This window comes from Streptomyces sp. NPDC050625 (genome assembly GCF_040654755.1).
Taxonomy (GTDB): domain Bacteria; phylum Actinomycetota; class Actinomycetes; order Streptomycetales; family Streptomycetaceae; genus Streptomyces.
Window position 1 is genome coordinate 119,294 of the sequence record NZ_JBFAIQ010000018.1, and the last position, 20,600, is coordinate 139,893.

A 20,600-nucleotide genomic window follows, 5' to 3' on the forward strand; every position below is an offset into this window, starting at 1 on the left:
ACTACCTGGGAGGGCAATTCCATCGGTTTGGCCGACGCGGCTGGACAGATGGTGTAGTTGTAGTGCCGAGGACAAGCCGTTCGTCCTATAACCGACTCGACTCGCGTCCACCATTTCGGGCAACGCGGGTCAAGGTGCAGAATTTAGAGGAAAGAACCGAGAAGGTTCGGTTCTCCCGAGGAGGCCGCTCATGACCGCTCGCACCCCTGATGCCGAGCCGCTGCTGACCCCGGCTGAGGTCGCCACGATGTTCCGCGTCGACCCCAAGACGGTCACGCGGTGGGCGAAGGCCGGCAAGCTCACTTCCATCCGTACGCTCGGCGGACACCGCCGCTACCGCGAGGCCGAGGTCCGCGCTCTTCTCGCGGGCATCCCGCAGCAGCGCAGCGAGGCCTGAACAACTGCATAACCGGGCAAAACGGCAGTTCCCCCAACTCGCCGAGGCGCCCGGACCCTAGCTCCAAGCGACGCGGGACCTGCCCCAACAGGGCCCTCGCCCAGGCCAACGGGAACTTCTCAGGCAAGTGACACAGGGTGCGTCGTAGATCGCGCTGGACTCCGCCGGGTCCAGCGCGATCTTTTTTGTGCGCCGAAAGCCCTGGTGCGGAGGGTCTGTGAGCGGGCTTGTCGGAGTCTGGGGAGGGGTGTCGGATCCACTGTGGATGTTCCCTGGGGCCGGTGCAATTGCACATATTAAATTGACCCGTTGTAGGACGGGTGTAAGTACCGGGGTTTCAGAAAGTCATGCGGTGACACCCGTCACATGCCGGGTGGCTTGTTGCCGGTGGTCCATGTGCGCTAGAGGAGGCACATGCTCCAGCGTCCCACTGTGGCACGGTTGTTGGGAGTGCGCGACCGCTACGCCGTCGGCGCGGCCTCGTCCCCTACGGCGCCCCCAGGGGCCTGGGCGCCCGGCGGGGCGGAGTCCATCGCCAGCCGCAGCAGGCGGTGGCAGATCGGACAGTGGCGGGTGAGGTGCCGATAGGAGGAGGCGGCCGACAGGTGCGCGCGGAGCAGGGCTCGCGTCTCGTGCCTGACAGATGCCGCCATACGCCACCTCCGGGGCCGCACGAGAGCGGGGCCTGCTTTCTGGGTACCGACGGAATGTGACGCCGTCAAGAGCGGGGGGCTCCGCCGGTTCGGCCGCTGTTTCTTGTTGCCGGCGCCTGGTCTTGCCGCCGGTGTTGGTGTGGCCGCTCACTGGGGGCTGCCGCCCCCAGACCCCCGCTTCGGCCTGAACGGCCTCGTCCTCAAACGCCGGACGGGCTGATGGGTGCCGGCCGGTGCTGAGAAGTGGGGGTACGGCGAAGGCCCGCACGGGAAACGGTGCGGGCCTTCATTGCTGCGGTCCTGACGGGATTTGCCCTGTCCGATTGCGGCTCCGCCGCGGGCGCGGCCTCCACCTTGACAGGGTGGCGAGTGGGTGGGGATACGGCGAAGGCCCGCACGGGAAACGGTGCAGGCCTTCATTGCTGCGGTCCTGACGGGATTTGAACCCGCGGCCTCCACCTTGACAGGGTGGCGAGCACTCCAAACTGCTCCACAGGACCAGGTTTCGCGGCGCTTTCTTGCGTTGCGCTGCGAGAAGAGACTGTACAGGAGGGTGAGCCCACCGGTCGAACTCACCCTGCGTGCACGGGCGATTACGAGACCGCGGCGTCGATCGCCTTCACGATCCGCTTGTCGGAGACCGGGTACGCCGTGCCGAGCGCATGCGCGAAGTAGCTGACCCGGAGCTCCTCGATCATCCAGCGGATGTCCAGCACGGACGACGGGACGGGACGGCCCTGCGGAAGCTGCTCCAGGAGCCAGGCGTACTCGTCCTGCATCTCGTGGACCTTCTCCATGCGGGTGGTGTCCCGCTGGACGCCCGTCGGCATCTGCTGGAGACGACGGTCCACGGCCACCAGATAGCGCATCAGGTCCGGCAGCCGCCGTATGCCCGCCCACGTCACGAAGCCGGGCTTCACGAGGGCGTCCAGCTGGGCGCGTACGTCCGTGAGGTTCGGCAGCAGGGAAGGGCTGCGTACGGCCTTCAGACGGCGCTCACAGGCCTGCCACGCGGCGAGGACCTGCTGCACCTGCGTGACCGCACGCACGGTCGTGTCGACGATCTCCGCGCGCACCTTGTCGTACAGCTTCCGGTACGACTCCTCGTCCCACACCGGCCCGCCGAAGTCGGCGATCAGCCTGTCCGCCGCCGCCATCGCGCAGTCGTCGAACAGGGCCTGTATCGACCCGTGCGGATTCGCGGACAGCGCCAGCTTCTGCGCGTTCGTCAGGCGATCGCTCGCGAATTTCGCGGGGTTGACCGGGATGTTGCGCAGGATCAGGCGCCGGGTGCCCTTCCACATCGCCTCGGCCTGCTCCGCCTCCGTGTCGAAGAGCCGGACCGACACCGTGTCCCCGTCGTCGACCAGCGCCGGGTACGCCTTCACCGGCTGGCCGGCCCGGCGGGTCTCGAAGACGCGGGTGAGCGAGCCGATCGTCCAGTCCGTGAGGCCCTTGCGCTCCAGGGACTCCCCGCCCCGGCGCTCGGCCGTGGCCGCCGCGGCCTGGGACAGGGCCTGGCGCGCCTTCGGCTTCAGCCGCAGCTTCAACGCCTCCAGGTCCTTGTCCTCGGCGAGCTTGCGGCGCCGCTCGTCGACGATGCGGAAGGTGATCCGCAGATGGTCCGGGAGCCGCGCCCAGTCGAAGTCGTCGGCCTCGAAGGGCACACCGACCATGCGCTTCAGCTCGCGGGCCATGGTGACCGTCAGCGGCTCCTGCAAGGGCACCGCCCTCTCCAGGAACGCCTTCGCATAGTTCGGAGCGGGCACGTAGTGGCGGCGGATCGGCTTCGGCAGGGAGCGGATCAGCTCCGTCACCACCTCCTCCCGCAGCCCCGGGATCTGCCAGTCGAAGCCCTCGTCCGTGACCTGGTTGAGGACCTGGAGCGGGATGTGGACGGTGACGCCGTCGGCGTCCGCGCCCGGCTCGAACTGGTAGGTCACCCGGAACTTCAGCTGTCCCTGCCGCCACGAGTCGGGATAGTCGGCCTTGGTGACCGCCTCCGCCGACTCCCGGATGAGCATCTCCCGCTCGAAGTCCAGGAAGTCGGGCTGCTCGTGCCGCTTGCGCTTCCACCAGGAGTCGAAGTGCGCGCCGGAGACGACATGGTCGGGGACCCGCTGGTCGTAGAAGTCGAAGAGCGTCTCGTCGTCGACGACGATGTCCCGGCGACGGGCGCGGTGCTCCAGCTCCTCGACCTCGCTGAGGAGTTTGCGGTTGTCGGCGAAGAACTTGTGGTGCGTGCGCCAGTCGCCCTCGACCAGGGCGTTGCGGATGAAAAGCTCGCGCGAGGCTTCCGGGTCGATACGGCCGTAGTTGACCTTCCGCTGGGCGACGATCGGTACGCCGTACAGCGTGACCTTCTCGAACGCCATCACCGCCGCCTGGTCCTTCTCCCAGTGCGGCTCGCTGTACGTCCGCTTGAGGAGGTGCCCGGCGAGCGGCTCCACCCACTCCGGCTCGATCTTCGCGTTGACCCGGGCCCACAGCCGGCTCGTCTCCACCAGCTCCGCCGACATCACGAAGCGCGGGGTCTTCTTGAACAGGGCCGAGCCCGGGAAGATCGCGAACTTGGCGTTCCGGGCGCCCAGGTACTCGTTCTTCGCGCCGTCCTTCACGTCCTTCATGCCGATGTGCGAGAGCAATCCGGCAAGGAGGGAGACGTGTACGCGGTCGTCGGGGGCGTCCTGCTCGCTGAGGTGGATGCCCATCTGCTTGGCGACCGTGCGCAGCTGGGTGTAGATGTCCTGCCATTCGCGGATGCGCAGGAAGTTGAGGTACTCCTGCTTGCACATGCGCCGGAACGCGGACGAGCCCCGCTCTTTCTGCTGCTCGCGGAGGTAGCGCCAGAGGTTGAGATAGGCGAGGAAGTCGCTCGTCTCGTCCCTGAAGCGGGCGTGCTGCTGATCGGCCTGGGTCTGCTTGTCGGCCGGACGTTCGCGCGGGTCCTGGATGGACAGCGCGGCGGCGATGACCATGACCTCGCGGACACAGTCGTTCTTGTCGGCCTCCAGGACCATACGGGCCAGCCGCGGGTCGACGGGCAGCTGGGCGAGCTTGCGGCCGGTGTCCGTGAGCCGCTTGCGCACGTCCTTCTGCGCCGGGTCGAGTGCGCCCAGCTCCTGCAGCAACTGCACGCCGTCACGGATGTTGCGGTGGTCCGGCGGGTCGATGAAGGGGAACTTCTCGATGTCGCCGAGGCCGGCGGCGGTCATCTGCAGAATGACGGAGGCGAGGTTCGTACGGAGGATCTCGGCGTCGGTGAACTCCGGCCGCCCGTTGAAGTCGTCCTCGCTGTAGAGCCGGATGCATACACCGTCGGACGTACGGCCGCAGCGGCCCTTGCGCTGGTTGGCGCTGGCCTGCGAGATCGCCTCGATGGGGAGGCGCTGCACCTTGGTGCGGTGGCTGTAGCGCGAGATACGGGCGAAGCCGGGGTCGATGACGTACTTGATGCCCGGGACGGTGAGGGACGTCTCGGCGACGTTCGTCGCCAGAACGATCCTGCGGCCGCCGTGGGGCTGGAAGACGCGGTGCTGCTCGGCGTGCGAGAGCCGCGCGTAGAGAGGCAGCACCTCGGTGAAGCGGTACTTCTTCTTCTCCAGAGCGTCCGCGGTGTCCCGGATCTCCCGCTCACCGGAGAGGAACACGAGGATGTCGCCCCGGCCCTCCCCCATCAACTCCTCGACGGCGTCGGTGATCGCGGTGATCTGATCCCGGTCCGCGTCCTCGGAGTCCTCCTCCAGGAGCGGCCGGTACCGCACCTCCACCGGATACGTGCGGCCACTGACCTCGACGATCGGGGCGTCCCCGAAGTGCCGGGAGAAGCGCTCCGGGTCGATGGTGGCCGAGGTGATGACGACCTTGAGATCCGGCCGCTTCGGCAGCAGCTGGGCCAGATAACCCAGCAGGAAGTCGATGTTGAGGGACCGCTCGTGGGCCTCGTCGATGATGATCGTGTCGTAGGCGCGCAGCTCGCGGTCCGTCTGGATCTCGGCGAGCAGGATGCCGTCCGTCATCAGCTTGATGAACGTGGCGTCCGGGTTCACCTGGTCGGTGAACCGCACCTTCCAGCCGACGGACTCGCCGAGGGGGGTGTCCAGCTCCTCCGCGACGCGCTCGGCGACGGTACGGGCGGCGATACGGCGGGGCTGGGTGTGCCCGATCATGCCGCGGACGCCACGCCCGAGCTCCATACAGATCTTCGGAATCTGCGTGGTCTTACCGGAACCGGTCTCACCGGCGACGATGACGACCTGGTGGTCGCGGATGGCCTCCGCGATGACGTCCTTCTTCTGGCTGACCGGCAGCTGCTCGGGATACGTCACGGCGGGCACGCGCGCACGCCGCTTACCGATCCGTTCCTCGGCCCTGGCGACCTCCGCCTCGATCTCGGCGAGAACGGCGGCCTGGGCCTCCGGCTTACGGATCTTGCGCGCGCCTTCGAGCCTGCGCCCGAGCCGGTGCGCGTCGCGCAGGGACAGCTCGGTCAGGCGGGGGGCGAGGGTGCCGAGGGCCGGGGTGGCGGGGGCAGGGTGCGTAGACATACGCGACCCAGGATCTCATCCCCCGGAAATCCGTGGCGAACGATTTGTGCCCGGTGCTTGTGCCGGAGCCTCAGGGGGTCCGCTGGGCCGGGGGTGCGGTGGGCGCCGCGGGCTGGTGCCGCGCGGCGCCTTCGCCCAGCGCGATGGACTTGGCGGTGTTGGAGACGGCCTTGATCCCCAGGTAGGCGGTGGTCATGCTGCTCACCGCCGTGAACGCGGCCGTCAGCACGCCGACGATCACCGCCTTGTCCCCGCTGAGCTGCCACACCCCGAAGATCGCGACCCCGGAGATCGACACATTGCTGAGCACGACCGCCAGCAGCCCGTACCGAGCCCGGCGTTCTTCGAGCTCGACCTCCCGAATGGCCTTTGCCTCGTCCCGGCTCATCGTCCCCCGCTCCCCTGCCCCCTACGTCGGCCAGCCAGAACGTAGCGCCACGCGAGCGCGGTGCCAAGCGGGTCACCGCACGTCGACGAAGTCCTCTCTGCCGCTGCCCACGAAGTGCTTGCTGTCGGGGTACAGATAGACGGGCACCCAGGTGCCGTCCTGCTGGGCCTTGAAGCCCTTGCTGAAGGAGCCGTTCGACTGCGTGGTGACGGTGGCCATCAGGTACCAGGTGGTCTTGCCCTTGGGCCGGAAGAGGATCTGCACCTTCTTGTCGCCGTAGGCGTTCCAGCTGGTGGCGCCCACCTTGTGCTCCTGGAGCACGCCCTTCACGGTGATCGTCCTGCCCTTGTACACGGGCTCGGGGGACGCGTTGGCGTCCTTGACCCGGGTGAGGGCGCGATTGCGCCGCAGGCTGTTGCTGATGCTGCCCTTGATGTCCTCGGTGGTGGAGCCGGCGTAGTGCAGCCGCCAGTAGCCGTCGGTGTAGCCCGGCAGCCGCGCCGAGAAGTCATTGCCGAAGATGACCTTGAGGGTCTTCTGGGTGGTCCAGCCCGTCTTGCCGTTGACCGAGTACTGGACGTCGACGTTGGCCGAGTTGCGGCCCTCGCGGCCGGTCACGTCGAGGGTGCCGTTGATCGTCACCTCGGCGTACTTGTCCAGTGACGCCGTGAACGAGCTGAACTTCGTCGTCGCGGTGACCGCGACGGTGACGTCGGCGGTCGTGTGCACGATGTAGGGGTTGAACGGGCTCGTCAGGATGGCGATCTCGTAGACGTTCTTGGCGGCGCCGAACGGGGTCCTCTCGAAGGAGAAGCGGCCGTTCGCGTCGGTCGTCGTGTCGACGGGGCTGCAGGTGCTGCAGTCCTTGTAGTCCATCTCCAGCGGGGTGCCGGTCAGCGGCTTCCACTCGCCGTCGTACTGGTACTGGAGCGTGCCTGCGACAGTGATCTTGTCACCGATGGTGACGTGGAAGTCGCTCTGGTCGAGGACGAACCGGGTCGGCGCCGCCTGCGGCCAGACGTCGACCACGTCGGTGGTGAAGAAGCCGAGGTCGCCGTCGTACTCGGCGCGGGCCCAGCCGCCCGTCGTCTCCCGGGACGCGGAGAAGTGGCCGGCGTCATCGGTGACGGTGGGCGTGTCCTTACTGCCGTTGTCGAACGCGACGTCCACGGTGGCACCGGGCAGTGGCACCGTGTCACGGGTGCTGGGGTCACGGACGACCATGTCGCCGGTGGCCGTGACCGTCTTGTGCTCGATGTCCGGCTCGGTCGGTGTGACGGCGAAGCCGGTGATGACGGGCTGCTTCTGGTAGTGCAGGGTGCCCGCGTTCTGCTGGACGGTGGTCTCGCCCGAGGAGTCCGTGGCCTCGACGTCGACCGTGTAGTCGCCCAGTGTGTCCAGATGGATGGGCTGGGAGGCCCAGGTGCCGTCCCACGAGCTGTAGTCGTACTTGTGCGTGAAGTCGGTGATCGTGGCCACGGGTGCGTCCGACTCACTGCTGCCGACCGGACGGAGCCTGGCGGTGATCTTGTCGATCGAGCCGCTGTAGTTGAGGCGTACGTCGAGCACCGACCAGTCGCGGCCGTCGCTGTACGCGTCCTTGACCGTCGGCCCCGCGGCATGGGCCGTGCCGGGTATGGCGAGCGTGCCGACCAGGACGGCGCCGGCCGTCACCAGCCCTCTGGCGATCTGTCTCAAGAACCCCCCTCAGGTTCCCCGCGCTCTCTGTGAGCGACGACGAAGCCCCCCTCCGGATGTTTCGGGAGGGGGGCTTCGTTCTGGTGGCTGGGGCCGGGGTCGAACCGGCGACCTTCCGCTTTTCAGGCGGACGCTCGTACCAACTGAGCTACCCAGCCACGAGGCTTCCGAGGAAGCCTCAGCGGTCCTGACGGGATTTGAACCCGCGGCCTCCACCTTGACAGGGTGGCGAGCACTCCAAACTGCTCCACAGGACCAAGCTTGCGTGCAACAGTGTCGCACACGATCTTGCGTGCCCCCAACGGGATTCGAACCCGTGCTACCGCCTTGAAAGGGCGGCGTCCTAGGCCGCTAGACGATGAGGGCTATCGGCCCGCCTGGGCGCTTCTCAGCGCGTCGGGGACGTGAGAAGCATATGGGATGGCGGGGAGTATCGCCAAAACGGTTTACGGCCCCGTGGGCGAGGCCGTCCCCGATGGGGTGGTGGGGGCGCTCGGCGTGGGATTCGCGCCAGGCTGGTTCTCCTCCGGGAGATGACGGCTGACCTCGGCCGTCGTCAGGCCCAGGCCGCCCAGCCTGATCTCGTCCCAGGCCTGGAGCCGCCGGGTGTCCCGGTCGAAGTAGAGGATCGACGCCTCGACCGGATCGGGGTACTTGCCCTCCACCGCACGCAGCCCGCTGCCGCCCGTCGAGCCCTCCACCCGCAACCGGGTCCCCCGCTTCATGACCTCCGTCCGCTCGTGGTGGAGGTGGCCCGCCAGCACCAGGGGCACCTCGCCGTCCGTGCGCCGGGCGGCGGAGGGCTCGTGGGCCACGGCCACGTCCACCGGCGTGCCCGCCGCCCGCTGGTCGCGCAGGGCCGTGGCCAGCCGGTCCCCGGCCAGTTCCTCCGCCGCGTTGCCGCCCGGCCGGCCCGCGCGGTCGGGGGTGAACTGGGGGTCGCCGATGCCGGCGAACCGCAGCCCCGCGATCGTTTCCGCCCGTCCGCCGTCCAGGACGCGCACGTTCTTCATCCGCTCCAGATAGCTCTGGGTGAGGAGTGAGTCGTGGTTGCCCCGGACCCATACATACGGCGCGCCCAGGTCCGCGATGGGGTCGAGGAAGCCGTTCTCCGCCGCCGTGCCGTGGTCCATCGTGTCGCCGGAGTCGACGATCACGTTCACCTTGTACTCGGTCACGAGCGACGCGATGATCTTCCAGCTCGCCGGGTTCAGATGGATGTCGGAGACGTGCAGGACCCGGATCGTGCTCGGGTCGGGCCGGTAGGCCGGGAGCGTGGAGGTGACGTCGTAGAGCTTCGTCACGTTCGTCACCAGGCGTGCCAACTCCTTCTGGTAGACGTCGAATTCGGTGACGATGCTGCGCGCGTTGCCGACCAGGGAGGGCGCGGAGGAGAGCAGGCCGGAGAACTTCGGCTCCAGGACCGACTTGGGGTTCCAGGTGGCGTACGCCGTCGCTCCCGAGGCGGCGAGCAGGGTGAGGGCGAGTCCGCCGGCCGCGAGGGCGCGGCGGGGGCGGCGGTAGACGGCCAGGCCGAGTGCGGTCGCGCCGGAGACGACGGCGACGCAGGACCGTAGGGCCAGGTCGAGCGTGCCGTGTTCGACGTCCCGGGCGACCTCGTCCTGGAGGCCGGCGAGGCGCTCGGGGTGGTCGACGAGGGCCTGTGAGCGGACGGGGTCGAGCTGGTCGACGTTCACGTCCAGGCGGACGGGTGCGACATGGCTGTCGAGTGTCAGCGCGCCCAGCGGCGAGACGTTGATCTTCGTGCCACCGCTGAGGGACGGGCGCAGGGCCATCGTCGTGTTCATCGGGCCGACCTGGGTCCTGACGTTGCCGACGATCAGCAGGCCGAGCCAGGCGCCGACCAGGACGACGACCGTCATGCCGAGGGCGCGCTTCCAGGGGTGCGGCAGGGCGGCGAGTTCCGGGGCGTGGCGGTTCGGGCGACGCCGGGTGAGCGTGCGGGTGATCCGGTTGCGGGCTGCGACGGGGACGCGTGCCATTGGTCGCGTATGCCCAAGCCCGGCAGTGGATATGCGGGGGGCGGGGGCCGACGTGTCCGTCGGTTCGCGGCGCTCCTGTGGCCGTCCGGTACCGGACAATGAGCGTGTGCTGGAGATGACGCGCGAGGAGTTCGAGGAACTGGTCGCCGAGGCGCTCGACCGGATTCCGCCGGAGCTGACGCGGCTGATGGACAACGTCGCGGTGTTCGTGGAGGACGAGCCGCCGGCGGACGATCCCGAGCTGCTCGGGCTCTACGAGGGGACGCCGCTCACCGATCGCGGCGAGTGGTACGCGGGGGTGCTGCCGGACCGGATCACGGTCTACCGGGGGCCGACGCTGCGGATGTGCGACACGCGTGAGGACGTCGTAGCGGAGACCGAGGTCACCGTGGTGCACGAAATCGCCCACCATTTCGGGATCGACGACGAGCGGTTGCATGCGCTCGGGTACGGGTGAGGGCCGGGCGCGTGTCTTCTTGAGTCCGGCGGGAGTTGGGCACGGCGACTCCTTCATCCTCCCCCGGAGGTGGCCGCCGTGCGCCCCAAGTACGTACCCGTCCGTCTGGCCGCCGCGGTGCTGGCCGTGACGGCTGCCGCCGGCTGTGTGAACGTGGGCGAGGACGGCGGCCGGGCGACCCCCTCGCACTCGTCGGGGCGCCGGGGCGGCGATACGGCCGACGGGGGGTCGGTGGTGTCGGGGGGCGGTGCAGGGTACGAAGGGGCCGAGGGCGACGCCGAGCGCAGGCGCGGGCGGAAGGCGAAGCACGGGAAGCATGAGCCGGCGTCGTCGGCGCCGTCGCGGGCGGGCAGTTCCTCCGTGTCGCCGGCCGGGCCGGGCGGCAGTCAGAAGCCGGGGGTTCCGGCGCCGACCCAGGCGCCGCCGACCCCCACGCCGACGCCTCCCGATCCGGAGCCTCCGGCGTCGACCCCGCCGCCGCCCGTGTCGACCCCGCCGACGGCCGAGCCGTCGTCGTCGGCGCACGAGGAGGCGGGGCCGCAGCTGGGGGATCGGGAGCCGGCGCCCCAGGCGGGGACTCCGGCGTAGGTCCGCGGGCCGGGCGGTCACCGGCATGGGTACGTGACCAGCGTCTCGTGGGTTGAGTTTGCCTTGGGGGGCGGTGGGTGCGTATGGTGGTAGATCGTTTGATCCCATTTGCCCGGCGCCAACGCAGAGCGCGCCGTGTGGCGCGTACTCTCCTTTGCCGTGGCGGACCGCATTGAGGCGGTCGTATTGCGAATCACGGAGTTGACGGGCGCGTGCCGAAGAGACTCCGGAAGGTTTCGCATTCGCATGTCCGTGTCCAGCACAGATCACATCGTCGTGTCCGAGAACGAGTTCGAGAACGACGAGTCGACCGAGGTCACCGAGACCGCTGACACCCCTCAGATCACTTTCGCCGACCTCGGTCTCCCCGAGGGCGTGGTGCGCAAGCTCGCGCAGAACGGCGTGACCGTCCCGTTCCCGATCCAGGCCGCGACCATCCCGGACGCCCTGGTCGGCAAGGACATCCTCGGCCGTGGCCGCACCGGCTCCGGCAAGACCCTCTCCTTCGGTCTGCCGACGCTGGCCACGCTGGCCGGTGGCCGCACGGAGAGGAAGCGCCCCCGCGCCGTCATCCTCACGCCGACGCGTGAGCTGGCCATGCAGGTGGCGGACGCCCTCCAGCCGTACGGCGACGTCCTCGGCCTGAAGATGAAGGTCGTCTGCGGCGGAACGTCGATGGGCAACCAGATCTACGCCCTGGAGCGGGGCGTCGACATCCTCGTCGCCACCCCGGGTCGCCTCCGCGACATCATCAACCGCGGTGCCTGCTCCCTGGAGGACGTGCAGATCGCCGTTCTCGACGAGGCCGACCAGATGTCCGACCTGGGCTTCCTGCCCGAGGTCACCGAGCTGCTCGACCAGGTTCCGGCGGGCGGCCAGCGGATGCTGTTCTCCGCGACGATGGAGAACGAGATCCAGACCCTCGTCGACCGCTACCTGCAGTCCCCCGTCTCGCACGAGGTGGACGCGGCCCAGGGCGCGGTCACGACGATGTCGCACCACATCCTGATCGTGAAGCCCAAGGACAAGGCGCCGGTCACTGCCGCGATCGCCTCCCGCAAGGGCCGCACCATCATCTTCGTCCGCACCCAGCTGGGCGCCGACCGCGTCGCCGAGCAGCTGCGTGACGCGGGCGTGAAGTCGGACGCGCTGCACGGCGGCATGACCCAGGGCGCGCGCACCCGCACGCTGGCGGACTTCAAGGACGGTTACGTCAACGTCCTGGTCGCCACCGACGTCGCGGCCCGCGGTATCCACGTCGACGGCATCGACCTGGTCCTGAACGTGGACCCGGCCGGCGACCACAAGGACTACCTGCACCGCGCCGGCCGCACGGCCCGCGCCGGCCGCACCGGCACGGTCGTCTCCCTGTCCCTGCCGCACCAGCGCCGCCAGATCTTCCGCCTCATGGAGGACGCCGGCGTCGACGCCGCGCGCCACATCATCCAGGGTGGTGCCGCCTTCGACCCGGAGGTCGCCGAGATCACCGGCGCCCGCTCCATGACCGAGGTCCAGGCCGAGTCCGCGGGCAACGCCGCCCAGCAGGCCGAGCGCGAGGTCGCCCAGCTCACCAAGCAGCTGGAGCGGGCCACGCGGCGCGCCGTCGAGCTGCGCGACGAGGCCGACCGGCTGGTCGCCCGGGTCGCCCGCGAGCGGGGCGAGGACCCCGAGGCCGCGGTGGCCGAGGCCCAGGCGTCGGCGGCCGAGGCGGTGGCCGTGATCGAGGCGTCCGTCCCGGAGCAGCCGGTCGCGCAGGACGTCGACCGCACCGAGCGCCCGGCGGCCTCCGCGCCGTACGAGCGCCGGGAGCGGCGTGACGACCGGGGCGAGCGCGGCTTCGACCGTGGTGACCGTGGTGACCGCGGTGGCCGTTCCTTCGAGCGTCGTGACGACCGTGGCGGCTTCCGCCGTGACGAGCGCCGCCCCTTCGACCGGGACCGCGACCGTGACCGTGGTTTCGAGCGTCGTGACGACCGCGGTGGCTTCCGCCGTGACGAGCGTCGTCCGGACCGTGGCGGCGAGCGTGGCGGCTTCGAGCGTCGTGACGACCGTGGTGGCGAGCGTGGCGGCTTCGAGCGTCGTGACGACCGTGGTGGCCGTTCCTTCGAGCGCCGTGACGACCGTGGCGGCTTCCGCCGTGACGAGCGTCGTCCGGACCGTGGCGGCGAGCGCGGTGGCTTCGAGCGTCGTGACGACCGTGGTGGCCGTTCCTTCGAGCGCCGTGACGACCGCGGTGGCTTCCGCCGTGACGAGCGCGGTGGGCACCGCAGCAGCGACCGCCCGTTCAACCGGGACCGCCGTGACGACCGCCCCGGCTTCCGCTCCGCCGGCCACGACCGCCCGTACGGCCGTCGTGACGACCACCGCGGCACCGGTTCCTTCGGCCGCCGCGACGACAAGCCGCGCTGGAAGCGCAACGGCTGACGCCGAGTGACCTGCGAGGGCCCGTACGACTCCGGTCGTACGGGCCCTTCGTCGTCCACCGCGGCATCCTGATCGTCGTCCGGTCCCTGCCCTTTCCGGCCTGTTCTCCCGTCCGACGCGGCCGGGTCCCCGATACCCGATCGGAGACTCGGCCCCGTCCGGCTATGCTCAGGGGGACAACATCGCCTGGGCCCTTAGCTCAATTGGCAGAGCAGTGGACTTTTAATCCATTGGTTGTGGGTTCGAGTCCCACAGGGCCTACCGAATCACCCCCAGTTCAGAGCAGGTTCGAGCTGGGGGTGAGTCCGTTTTGGGCGGGTCGGTTGATCGTTAGCTCGGCCCAGGCTCGGACGAAGTGCAGACGATCAAGACATGGAGCGGCCCCGGCCAGCAACGGGGGGTGCCGACCGGGGCCTGGTCCCGGGCCCGGCACACCGTCGCGCCGGGTCCGGGAGTCTTACTCCCACCACTCGACGCCGCTCGCGTCCGTGGGGGACTTCCTGCCGTTGTAGTAGTCCACGTGCCGCCGGTCGGCGTGCGGCGACCTGGTGCAGTGCGCGCCGCCGTCGGGGTGCTCCAGCCAGCAGTAGCCAGCCGCGCGGCCGCCGGACTGCGCAGCGCGGGCGGCACGCTCGGAGGTCGGGATGAAGGTGTCGGCCATCAGTTCGTTCCCGTCTGCTCGTTCTCGGCCCGCAGCTCTGCGCACCCGCCGGCCGCGCACTCGTACACGTCGACGTCCATGACGACCGCCCCGATGGAGCCGACGGCCCTGCCTGCCGGGCGGGCCTTGACGTCCATGAGGGAGGTACCGCACCAGACGCAGGCCCAGCCGGTGTACTGGCGGTGGGTCAGGTTGCGCGGGTGGGGGAGCGTGCCGCGGGTCATGACTCGTCTCGCACTTCGGCCCAGACCTCGGGCCGGCCGCTCGCGTCGGTGCTGCCCCACTTGTCGGCGCTCCCCAGTACGTCGAGCAGGAGCCGCCAGGTTTCCCGCCGGTACGCGTCCGGTGCGACCGCGTACAGGCGCGTGGCACCGGGCCTGCTGATGAGACGCACGGGCTCGTCGAGCATGCGTTCCAGGGCGGTGCGTAACGCGGCCGCGCGCAGACTGATGGGCACAGTGATTCCCCTGCTCTCATGCGAGAGAATGACTCTCGCACGAGAGTAGCCGTGGGCTGGCTAGTCTGTCACGCAAGTCACATCAAGGGAGGGCGGAGAGTGAGCACCGAGCCGCCGCTGTACCTGCGCGTCGCCGACGAACTACGCGCACGCATCGAGTCCGGCGAACTCCCACCCGGCGCCCGCCTGCCATCCATCGCCGAGCTCATCAAGGAGTACGGAGGCAGCAACTCCGTGGCGTCCGGCGCCTACAAGGTCCTCGTCGACGACGGCCTGGTCGTCTCCCGCCACGGCGCAGGCCACTACGTCCGCAGCACGGAGACACCCGAGCTGCTCGTGCGCCGGCACAAGCGCCGCAGCGAGGACAGCCCGTTCGCCGAGGGCGCGGCCAGGCAGGGTGCGGTCGGCACGTGGCGGCACGACTCGACCACCGACAGGGCAAGCGACACGGTGGCCGGCCGCCTCGGCATCGAGCCGGGCGCCGCAGTCATGCACACCAGCTACGTCTACCTCGCTGACGAGCAGCCGGTGCAACTGGCGGAATCGTGGGAGCCGCTGGAGGTCACTGGGCAGTCGCTGATCGCCCTGCCCGAGGTCGGCCCCTACGCGGGCGTCGGCGTGGCCGCCAGGATGCGGGTCATCTCGATCGAGGTCGGCGACCCGGTGGAGAAGGTGCGGGCCAGGACCGCGACCCGGCAGGAGGCGCAGGCCCTCGGCATGACGCCGCCTGGGCCGGTGCTCGCCATCGAGCGCACCTACTACGACCAGGCCACCGGGCGTGCGGTGGAGACGGCGGACATTGTGATGCGCGGCGACCGGTGGGTGGCGGTGTACGGGCAGCAGCCCACCGCCTGAATCCGGGCATGACGAAACGCCCCCTGCACGACCGCGATGGCCGTGCAGGGGGCGTCGTCATACGTACTGTCGGCGTGATGGATCGAGGGCCATGGACAGCAGCCCACCGCCGCCGTTCCCGTTTCCGTTGCCCGGGTCGGGCGCGCCGTCTCGCCGGCAGACGAGCGCGTCCGGGTCCCAGCTGGGCGCCTGCAGGCTGTAGCCGTCCGGGCAGTCCGGGCCGACCGGACCCTGCTCGCCCTTCTCGCCGCGCTCCCCCTGGACGCCGGCGGCCCCGGACGGTCCGGGCGGACCGGACGGCCCAGGCACTGTCGAGTCGACGCCGTCCCGGCCTGGAGCGCCGGACGGGCCGGGCGACGGAGTGATGGTCGGCGCGTCCCTGCCCGGATCACCCTTGGGCCCTGGCGGGCCGGGGATAGGCACGGGCACCGCGGCCCGGTCGGGCAGGTCCTTGACGGCCTTGGTCGGGTCCGGCGCGGCTGGGGTTCCGCCCTTGGCCTTGATCTGGGCGCGCAGTACCCGCACGTCGGAGGCGAGGGTGGTGACGGCCGCGCCGCGCAGGTCGGCCTCGGCGGCGAGCTGGTCGGCGCGCGCCGCTTCGGCCTGGACGCGGACGTACACGAGCAGTACGGCGCCGGTGAGGGCGAGCAGGAATGCGAGGAGGGCGATGGGCCTCCACCGTCTGGCGAGCACACTCTGGGTGCGCGTCATGGTGTCCCTCCCAGCGACTGCACGACGAGTCGTAGCCGTGCTGACTCGGCGCGCTCGGCGGCGAGTTCGGCCTTGAGGGTGGCCACCTCGGTGCGCAGCTCCTTGCGTTCCTCCTGGAGCTGGTCCGTGAGCGAGTTGAAGCCGGTCACCGCGTTGCCCTCCCGTTGGGCTCGCCCCGCGACCTTGGAGCCGTACATGGCGACTGCCCCCGTCACGGCGGCGCTGCCGATCACGCCGAGAGCCGCGACGAGGGCGCCGTCCATGCCACCTCCAGGCCGCGTCCATGGGGCAGGGTCAGGACCCCGACGGGGTGCGCGGCGAATGGGCGGCCGACCAGCCGGACAGGAACGTCACGGCGGTCGGCACGAGCGCGATCACGATCGGCTGCAGCCAGGCGGGCAGCGGCTGCAGCAGGCTGTCGTCGGCGACGACGCCGTTGAGGACGGCGATGAGCAGGGAGACGAGGAAGGTCGCGGACGTCGCGGCCTTCACCTTGTTCTCGACGGGTGCGGCCATGGTCAGCCCTTCTTCTCCAGCGCGGTGACGCGCTTCTCCAGGTCGGACACCCGCTGCTCGACGGTGCGCGGGATGGGGGGTGGCGGCGGAGCGGGCAGGGTCGTGGGGGGCGACCAGCTGGCCGCGTGCTTCAGCCGCTCGGCGACGTCCGCGCGCAGCTGGCCCATCGAGAACGTGAACTTGCCGCGGGTGCCGTAGCCCTCGACCGGGCCGCGCGGGTCGATCTTGCCCTCGACGCTGGTCTCCAGGTGGCCGGCGACCGACCCGGCACCCCAGCCGTGGTGGCGGCAGATCGCGGCGTTCCAGCGGACCCAGGTGTCGTACTGGGCCCGCGTGTAGGTGTCTGCGCCGTTGCCGAGGTTCTCGGTCTCGATGCCGTACAGCTGGTCGTTGCCGTCGACCGTGCTGGACTTGTCCTGCTTCGGCAGGGGCGTCTCGGCGACGATCGCGGCCATGACGTTCGCGGCCGCCAGGCCCGCGTGGTTGGCGCGGTGGCCGGACACCATCACGGCGGTCCCGCTCTTGGGCAGGAAGGTGTGGGCCAGGGGGGCGGGCAGGTTGGGCGCTCCGCCCACGGCGACGGCGTGCAGGCTGTCGCTGCCGGCGGTGTGGTGGTTGAGAACGCCGTGGACCGGGCCGAAGATCTTGCCGGTGGCCGCGTCTCTACCTCTCGTGGTCCAACCGTCGTACTCGGTGAAGCGGACACCCTCGGCCTTCAGCGCGGCACGCCATTGGGCAGGGGTCATCGGATCGGACATGAGCGCTCCAGAAATGACGAGAGCCCCGGCCGTCGGCGCGGGGCGTGCGGGGAACCGGGCAGGTCAGGAGGCGGCTTCGTACATGAAGGTGAGGCGGACCTGGTCACCGGCGGCGTGGGTCTCGGGCAGGACCTGGGTGAGGAATGACGCCCGGGTGTCGGCCACGCCTGACGGATAGGTCGGGAAGAACGCGGAGCAGGTGGTGGCATTGGCGGAGATGACGATCTGTCCGAGCCAGCGGTTGGTGCCGAGTAGCTGCGCGTTCCCGATCACGTTGACACCTGCGTTGGCCGCTTGAAACGGCAGGGTCCACGAGTAGTTGCCGCTGCCGTAGGTCGTGGTGCTGCCCGTGGTCAGGTTGATCTCGCAGAGCACGGTGCGGCCGAACTTCATATACCGGCCGACCATGTTTCCGTTGCCCAGCACCGGGTTGGTCGTGCTCCCCGTCCAGGTTGGGGTGTAGGGCGTCCACGCGGCGAACATGGAGTTGAACTGGTCGCGGATCTCCTGGTTCATCAGAGCCGCGGACACGACCTCACCGACGACCCAGGTCCTCGGAGCGAACGTCACGCCGTCACACCTCCTTCAGCGGGCCCGGGTCGGGCGCCGGGTCGGCTGGCGGCCGGTCCGGATTGTTGGGGTCCGCTTCGTTCCACCAGTTCCGCAATGCTGGCTTGGGCTCCATCAAGCTGGCCTCGATGGCGGCCACATCGGCGGGGAACAGCAGCGTGCACCAGCCCCATCCGCACTCGACGCACGCGTACCGCGGGTCGGCCGGGGAAACGATCTGCGCGGATCCGCAGCTGCTGCAGTCGGCGATCCATCGGTTCTGGTTGATGCGCGCGAAGTACGTGTCGGTGACCGTCTCGGCGGGCGGGGTGACGCGGCGGCCCATCCGGTACTCGTACCAGCGCCAGACCAGTTCAGCGGCGGGCACGCCTGCCCATAGGTCCGCGGGCTGGCCGGGCGGTGGCGTGTAGAACGCTTCGGCCCGGACCACGGCGATCGGCATGCAGGGCTCCTAGTAGGCGAGGCGAGTGGTGGAATCGAGGACGCTGTACGTCGCGTCGTCCAGCACCCACACGTTGTCGGTGGTCGTGGCCGAGGTGTGGAACCGGATCTCGTGACTGTTGTGCTTGATCGTCTCCGTGTAGCCCTCGACCGTGACCCGGATCGACGAGGCCGGTGACTGTGAAGGCATGCTGGTCACGGAGAAGTACGAGGAGATGTCGGCGTCGAGGATGTTGAGGTAGCCGGTCATCGTGAACGCCTCGACGGGAACCTCGCGCAGTTCGGTGCCTGGGTCGGCGTACCTGCTGACCAGCCAATACGCGGCGTCCAACACGCTGTTGTCGCTGGTCTTGAGGATGTTCAGCTGCTGCTCGTACAGGCCGAACGCCAGGATCGACGAGGGCGCGGTGACCCGCTGGGTGGCTCCACCCGGCCTGCTGGCCTCGACGGAGTTGACCATCTTCTGGTCGTCGTCGGCCAGCTCCACAGACCGCGGCTCCAGGTCGGCGTAGGCAATCGTGAACACCTCGCCCGCCGGGGCCGGGTTGTACCGCAGGTCACGAGACTGGAAGGCGATCCCGTACCAATCCCGCTCGGCGAACAGCCGGGCGGACTCAGTCGCTTCGACCTCCCGCATGCGCGTGACGACGCTGGATCCGCCCGGCCCCTGGGAGGAGACCGGGTCGAAGGTGGTGCCCCAGATCGTCACCTCCGACAGGCCCGCGTACCGGGCCAGCCGCTGGATACGGACATCCGCATCCTCGCCTGAGAACCCGGTCGTGCCGGCCGTGTAGTGACTGGCCGCCACCTGGTCACCGACTTGCGCGCTGGAGAACGTCACCGCAAGGTGAGCGAGCTGCCCGGAGAACATCCGCGCACCGCGGTAGCCGCCAACGTGCAGGGTCTGCACCGAGGTGATGTTCGGCATAAGGGCCTGCACCGGACCAGCCGCGCCGTCGATCCACAGCCGCTTGGTGGGGGTGTGGTCGTGGACGATGTGGTGCCAGGCGCCGTCATTGATCACGCGCAGGCTGCCGTAGACGGTGAGGGTGCCGCCGCCGTCGGTGTACTCGATGTTGAGCTCACCCGAGGCGCTCAGGGTGTAGACGACCTGGTGGTCGAGGTTCGGCTCGAACATGCCGAGGATCGCACGGCTGGTCGCCGTGGTCTTGATCCAGAACTCGACGACCATGTTCCAGCTGGTCGTGTACGTCTGGAACGTCGTCCCCAGATCACCCACCAGGTATTTGCCCGCGCTTGAGCTGGCGGGCGTGAACGTGAGCGCGGTCTCGCCGGTCTCGGTCAGCCCGTCCGTACCGAAGTCGAGCGATCCGCCCGTGCTGACCTGGGTGAGGGCGAGCGCCCCGCCGCCGCCACCGGAGATGTCGCCAGCCGCCGTGGATCCGGACGGCTCGGTGAGCGGGTAGTACACGCCGAGGAAATCGGTGGCGCCGGTGAGGTCCTCGCTGAGGATCTCCTCGGCCAGCATGCTCCGCATCGGCGGCAGCTTGTTGAGGCGCTTGAACAGGTCGGTGCACGAAATCCTGACCTTGCTGGACAGGCCCTCGAATTCGACGGGGAACTCGTTGACCACGCCCCAGAATCTGGGGCGTACCTCGGCGCCGACCAGGTCCCACTCGATGTACCCGGACGTGCCGCCCGTCCTGGTGGTAGGGAAGTCCACGGCGTGGGTCTGCGACGTGACCCAGCTGGGCGTGGCCAGGGTGCGGCGCACGGTCCAGCCGTAGCCGTTGCTCGATGTCTCCCAGTAGACGGTGCCGCCCGACTCCCGTACCCGCAGCCACGCGTGGTCGATCGCGCTGTAGGTGAGGTTCGTCGGGGTGCCGTCGGAGAAACCGGCCTGAGACATGGCGGCCAGGACACCGGTGAGGGCGTCGTAGCGCCAGCCGATGCGGGTGCCGGACGTCGTGCTGAGCACCCACATCGAGGCGGCGCAGTTCGAGGATCCGTTCGCGGCGGGCACCGTGGTCAGCTTCGCGGTCAGCTTGCTGCCCGCCAGGTTCCACTGCCGGGCTGAGGTGAAGTTCGTGTCCACGCCCGGGGCGACGGTGATGCGCAGGCGCCCGTCCCCGGTCTCGGCGCCGGCGCCCCCGGTGTTCGTCGGCCATAGCGAGGTGTTGACCCGGCCGTCATCGAAGTCGTCGCCGAGCATGGCGAGCGGGTACGGCGCCGATCCCGACAGGGTGGGAATGACCGCGACCGCGATCCGGATCGGCGCGAGCCGCCGCACGTAGGGCCAGTACGGCGACCCGGAGTTGCCGGGGGTGAAGCGCCCGTCGCTGTTGTCGAGCACGAGCGTGGCCGTTCCCGGCTGCGTCTCGCTGAGCTCGTCGCTCGCGCCGCGGGTGATGGCCACGCCCTGCACCACGTCGACGGCCGACGTGATGTCCGTCCACGTGATCGTGTTGGGCAGTTGCACGAGGCCGCCCCAACCCGCTTCCACCAGCAGCGGCAT

General features: G+C 69.7%; 20 protein-coding genes and 5 tRNA genes. 6 read left to right on the top strand and 19 right to left on the bottom strand.

The annotated features are described in order from the left end of the window. Positions 1–190 precede the first annotated feature (190 nt). Positions 191–397 carry a developmental transcriptional regulator BldC gene (gene bldC / locus AB0I54_RS31535; RefSeq protein WP_003949541.1) on the top strand — a complete coding sequence of 69 codons (207 nt, stop codon included), beginning with the start codon at positions 191–193 and terminating at the stop codon, positions 395–397. Positions 398–858: 461 nt separating this feature from the next. On the opposite strand, the gene AB0I54_RS31540 is transcribed toward bldC, so the two are convergent. From AB0I54_RS31540 to AB0I54_RS31580, 9 genes are all read right to left on the bottom strand, one after another. Then, a complete protein-coding gene (locus AB0I54_RS31540; RefSeq protein WP_363299609.1) occupies positions 859–1,050 on the bottom strand; it encodes a DUF6274 family protein in 192 nt (63 codons plus the stop codon). A gap of 425 nt (positions 1,051–1,475) precedes the next feature. After that, positions 1,476–1,550 (bottom strand) — tRNA-Asp (locus AB0I54_RS31545). 93 nt (positions 1,551–1,643) lie between these two features. Beyond that, entirely contained in the window at positions 1,644–5,597 is a 3,954-nt protein-coding gene (gene hrpA / locus AB0I54_RS31550; protein WP_363299610.1) for an ATP-dependent RNA helicase HrpA, read from the bottom strand. Positions 5,598–5,667: 70 nt separating this feature from the next. Next, positions 5,668–5,985 carry a hypothetical protein gene (locus AB0I54_RS31555; RefSeq protein ID WP_363299611.1) on the bottom strand — a complete coding sequence of 106 codons (318 nt, stop codon included), beginning with the start codon at positions 5,983–5,985 and terminating at the stop codon, positions 5,668–5,670. Positions 5,986–6,057: 72 nt separating this feature from the next. After that, on the bottom strand, positions 6,058–7,683 hold the full coding sequence (locus AB0I54_RS31560) for a hypothetical protein (protein WP_363299612.1): 1,626 nt from the start codon (positions 7,681–7,683) through the stop codon (positions 6,058–6,060). Between the two features lie 81 nt (positions 7,684–7,764). Then, positions 7,765–7,841 (bottom strand) — tRNA-Phe (locus AB0I54_RS31565). A gap of 24 nt (positions 7,842–7,865) precedes the next feature. Further along, a tRNA-Asp gene (locus AB0I54_RS31570) sits at positions 7,866–7,940 on the bottom strand. 36 nt (positions 7,941–7,976) lie between these two features. Then, a tRNA-Glu gene (locus AB0I54_RS31575) sits at positions 7,977–8,049 on the bottom strand. Between the two features lie 80 nt (positions 8,050–8,129). Beyond that, the gene (locus tag AB0I54_RS31580; protein WP_363299613.1) at positions 8,130–9,686 is read right to left on the bottom strand and encodes a metallophosphoesterase; all 1,557 of its coding nucleotides are present in this window, start codon (positions 9,684–9,686) and stop codon (positions 8,130–8,132) included. Between the two features lie 106 nt (positions 9,687–9,792). On the opposite strand from AB0I54_RS31580, the gene AB0I54_RS31585 reads away from it, so the two are divergent. The 4 genes from AB0I54_RS31585 (at position 9,793) to AB0I54_RS31600 (ending at position 13,416) form a co-directional block, all read left to right on the top strand. After that, positions 9,793–10,143: a metallopeptidase family protein gene (locus AB0I54_RS31585; protein ID WP_030989320.1), complete on the top strand. Its 351-nt coding sequence runs from the start codon at positions 9,793–9,795 to the stop codon at positions 10,141–10,143. 78 nt (positions 10,144–10,221) lie between these two features. Then, positions 10,222–10,731 carry a hypothetical protein gene (locus tag AB0I54_RS31590; RefSeq protein ID WP_363299614.1) on the top strand — a complete coding sequence of 170 codons (510 nt, stop codon included), beginning with the start codon at positions 10,222–10,224 and terminating at the stop codon, positions 10,729–10,731. A 246-nt stretch (positions 10,732–10,977) separates the two neighbouring features. Continuing rightward, positions 10,978–13,155: a DEAD/DEAH box helicase gene (locus AB0I54_RS31595; protein WP_363299615.1), complete on the top strand. Its 2,178-nt coding sequence runs from the start codon at positions 10,978–10,980 to the stop codon at positions 13,153–13,155. A gap of 188 nt (positions 13,156–13,343) precedes the next feature. After that, positions 13,344–13,416 (top strand) — tRNA-Lys (locus AB0I54_RS31600). Between the two features lie 196 nt (positions 13,417–13,612). Here the strand turns inward: AB0I54_RS31600 and AB0I54_RS31605 are convergent. Genes AB0I54_RS31605 through AB0I54_RS31615 form a run of 3 tightly spaced genes read right to left on the bottom strand, consistent with a single transcriptional unit; the run spans position 13,613 to position 14,273 of the window. Further along, positions 13,613–13,816: a hypothetical protein gene (locus AB0I54_RS31605; RefSeq protein WP_363299616.1), complete on the bottom strand. Its 204-nt coding sequence runs from the start codon at positions 13,814–13,816 to the stop codon at positions 13,613–13,615. Then, the gene (locus AB0I54_RS31610) at positions 13,816–14,040 is read right to left on the bottom strand and encodes a hypothetical protein (RefSeq protein WP_363299617.1); all 225 of its coding nucleotides are present in this window, start codon (positions 14,038–14,040) and stop codon (positions 13,816–13,818) included. The genes AB0I54_RS31605 and AB0I54_RS31610 overlap by 1 nt, the downstream gene beginning before the upstream one ends. Further along, positions 14,037–14,273: a hypothetical protein gene (locus AB0I54_RS31615; RefSeq protein ID WP_363299618.1), complete on the bottom strand. Its 237-nt coding sequence runs from the start codon at positions 14,271–14,273 to the stop codon at positions 14,037–14,039. The genes AB0I54_RS31610 and AB0I54_RS31615 overlap by 4 nt, the downstream gene beginning before the upstream one ends. A gap of 99 nt (positions 14,274–14,372) precedes the next feature. Here AB0I54_RS31615 and AB0I54_RS31620 point away from each other — a divergent pair, with 99 nt between their 5' ends. Continuing rightward, positions 14,373–15,128 (top strand): GntR family transcriptional regulator, encoded by a 756-nt coding sequence (locus tag AB0I54_RS31620; protein ID WP_363299620.1) that lies wholly within the window; start codon positions 14,373–14,375, stop codon positions 15,126–15,128. Between the two features lie 57 nt (positions 15,129–15,185). Here the strand turns inward: AB0I54_RS31620 and AB0I54_RS31625 are convergent, their stop codons facing one another. From AB0I54_RS31625 to AB0I54_RS31655, 7 genes are all read right to left on the bottom strand, one after another. Beyond that, positions 15,186–15,839 carry a collagen-like protein gene (locus tag AB0I54_RS31625; RefSeq protein ID WP_363299621.1) on the bottom strand — a complete coding sequence of 218 codons (654 nt, stop codon included), beginning with the start codon at positions 15,837–15,839 and terminating at the stop codon, positions 15,186–15,188. Continuing rightward, on the bottom strand, positions 15,836–16,102 hold the full coding sequence (locus tag AB0I54_RS31630; protein ID WP_363299622.1) for a hypothetical protein: 267 nt from the start codon (positions 16,100–16,102) through the stop codon (positions 15,836–15,838). The genes AB0I54_RS31625 and AB0I54_RS31630 overlap by 4 nt, the downstream gene beginning before the upstream one ends. A gap of 31 nt (positions 16,103–16,133) precedes the next feature. Next, positions 16,134–16,355, bottom strand: a complete 222-nt coding sequence (locus tag AB0I54_RS31635; protein WP_363299623.1) for a holin — start codon at positions 16,353–16,355, stop codon at positions 16,134–16,136. Positions 16,356–16,357: 2 nt separating this feature from the next. After that, entirely contained in the window at positions 16,358–17,113 is a 756-nt protein-coding gene (locus AB0I54_RS31640; protein ID WP_363299624.1) for an N-acetylmuramoyl-L-alanine amidase, read from the bottom strand. A 63-nt stretch (positions 17,114–17,176) separates the two neighbouring features. Beyond that, positions 17,177–17,683 carry a hypothetical protein gene (locus tag AB0I54_RS31645; protein WP_363299625.1) on the bottom strand — a complete coding sequence of 169 codons (507 nt, stop codon included), beginning with the start codon at positions 17,681–17,683 and terminating at the stop codon, positions 17,177–17,179. A gap of 4 nt (positions 17,684–17,687) precedes the next feature. Next, complete coding sequence (locus tag AB0I54_RS31650; protein ID WP_363299626.1) at positions 17,688–18,125, bottom strand: hypothetical protein; 438 nt, start codon at positions 18,123–18,125, stop codon at positions 17,688–17,690. 9 nt (positions 18,126–18,134) lie between these two features. Further along, on the bottom strand, positions 18,135–20,600 hold the full coding sequence (locus tag AB0I54_RS31655) for a LamG-like jellyroll fold domain-containing protein (protein ID WP_363299628.1): 2,466 nt from the start codon (positions 20,598–20,600) through the stop codon (positions 18,135–18,137).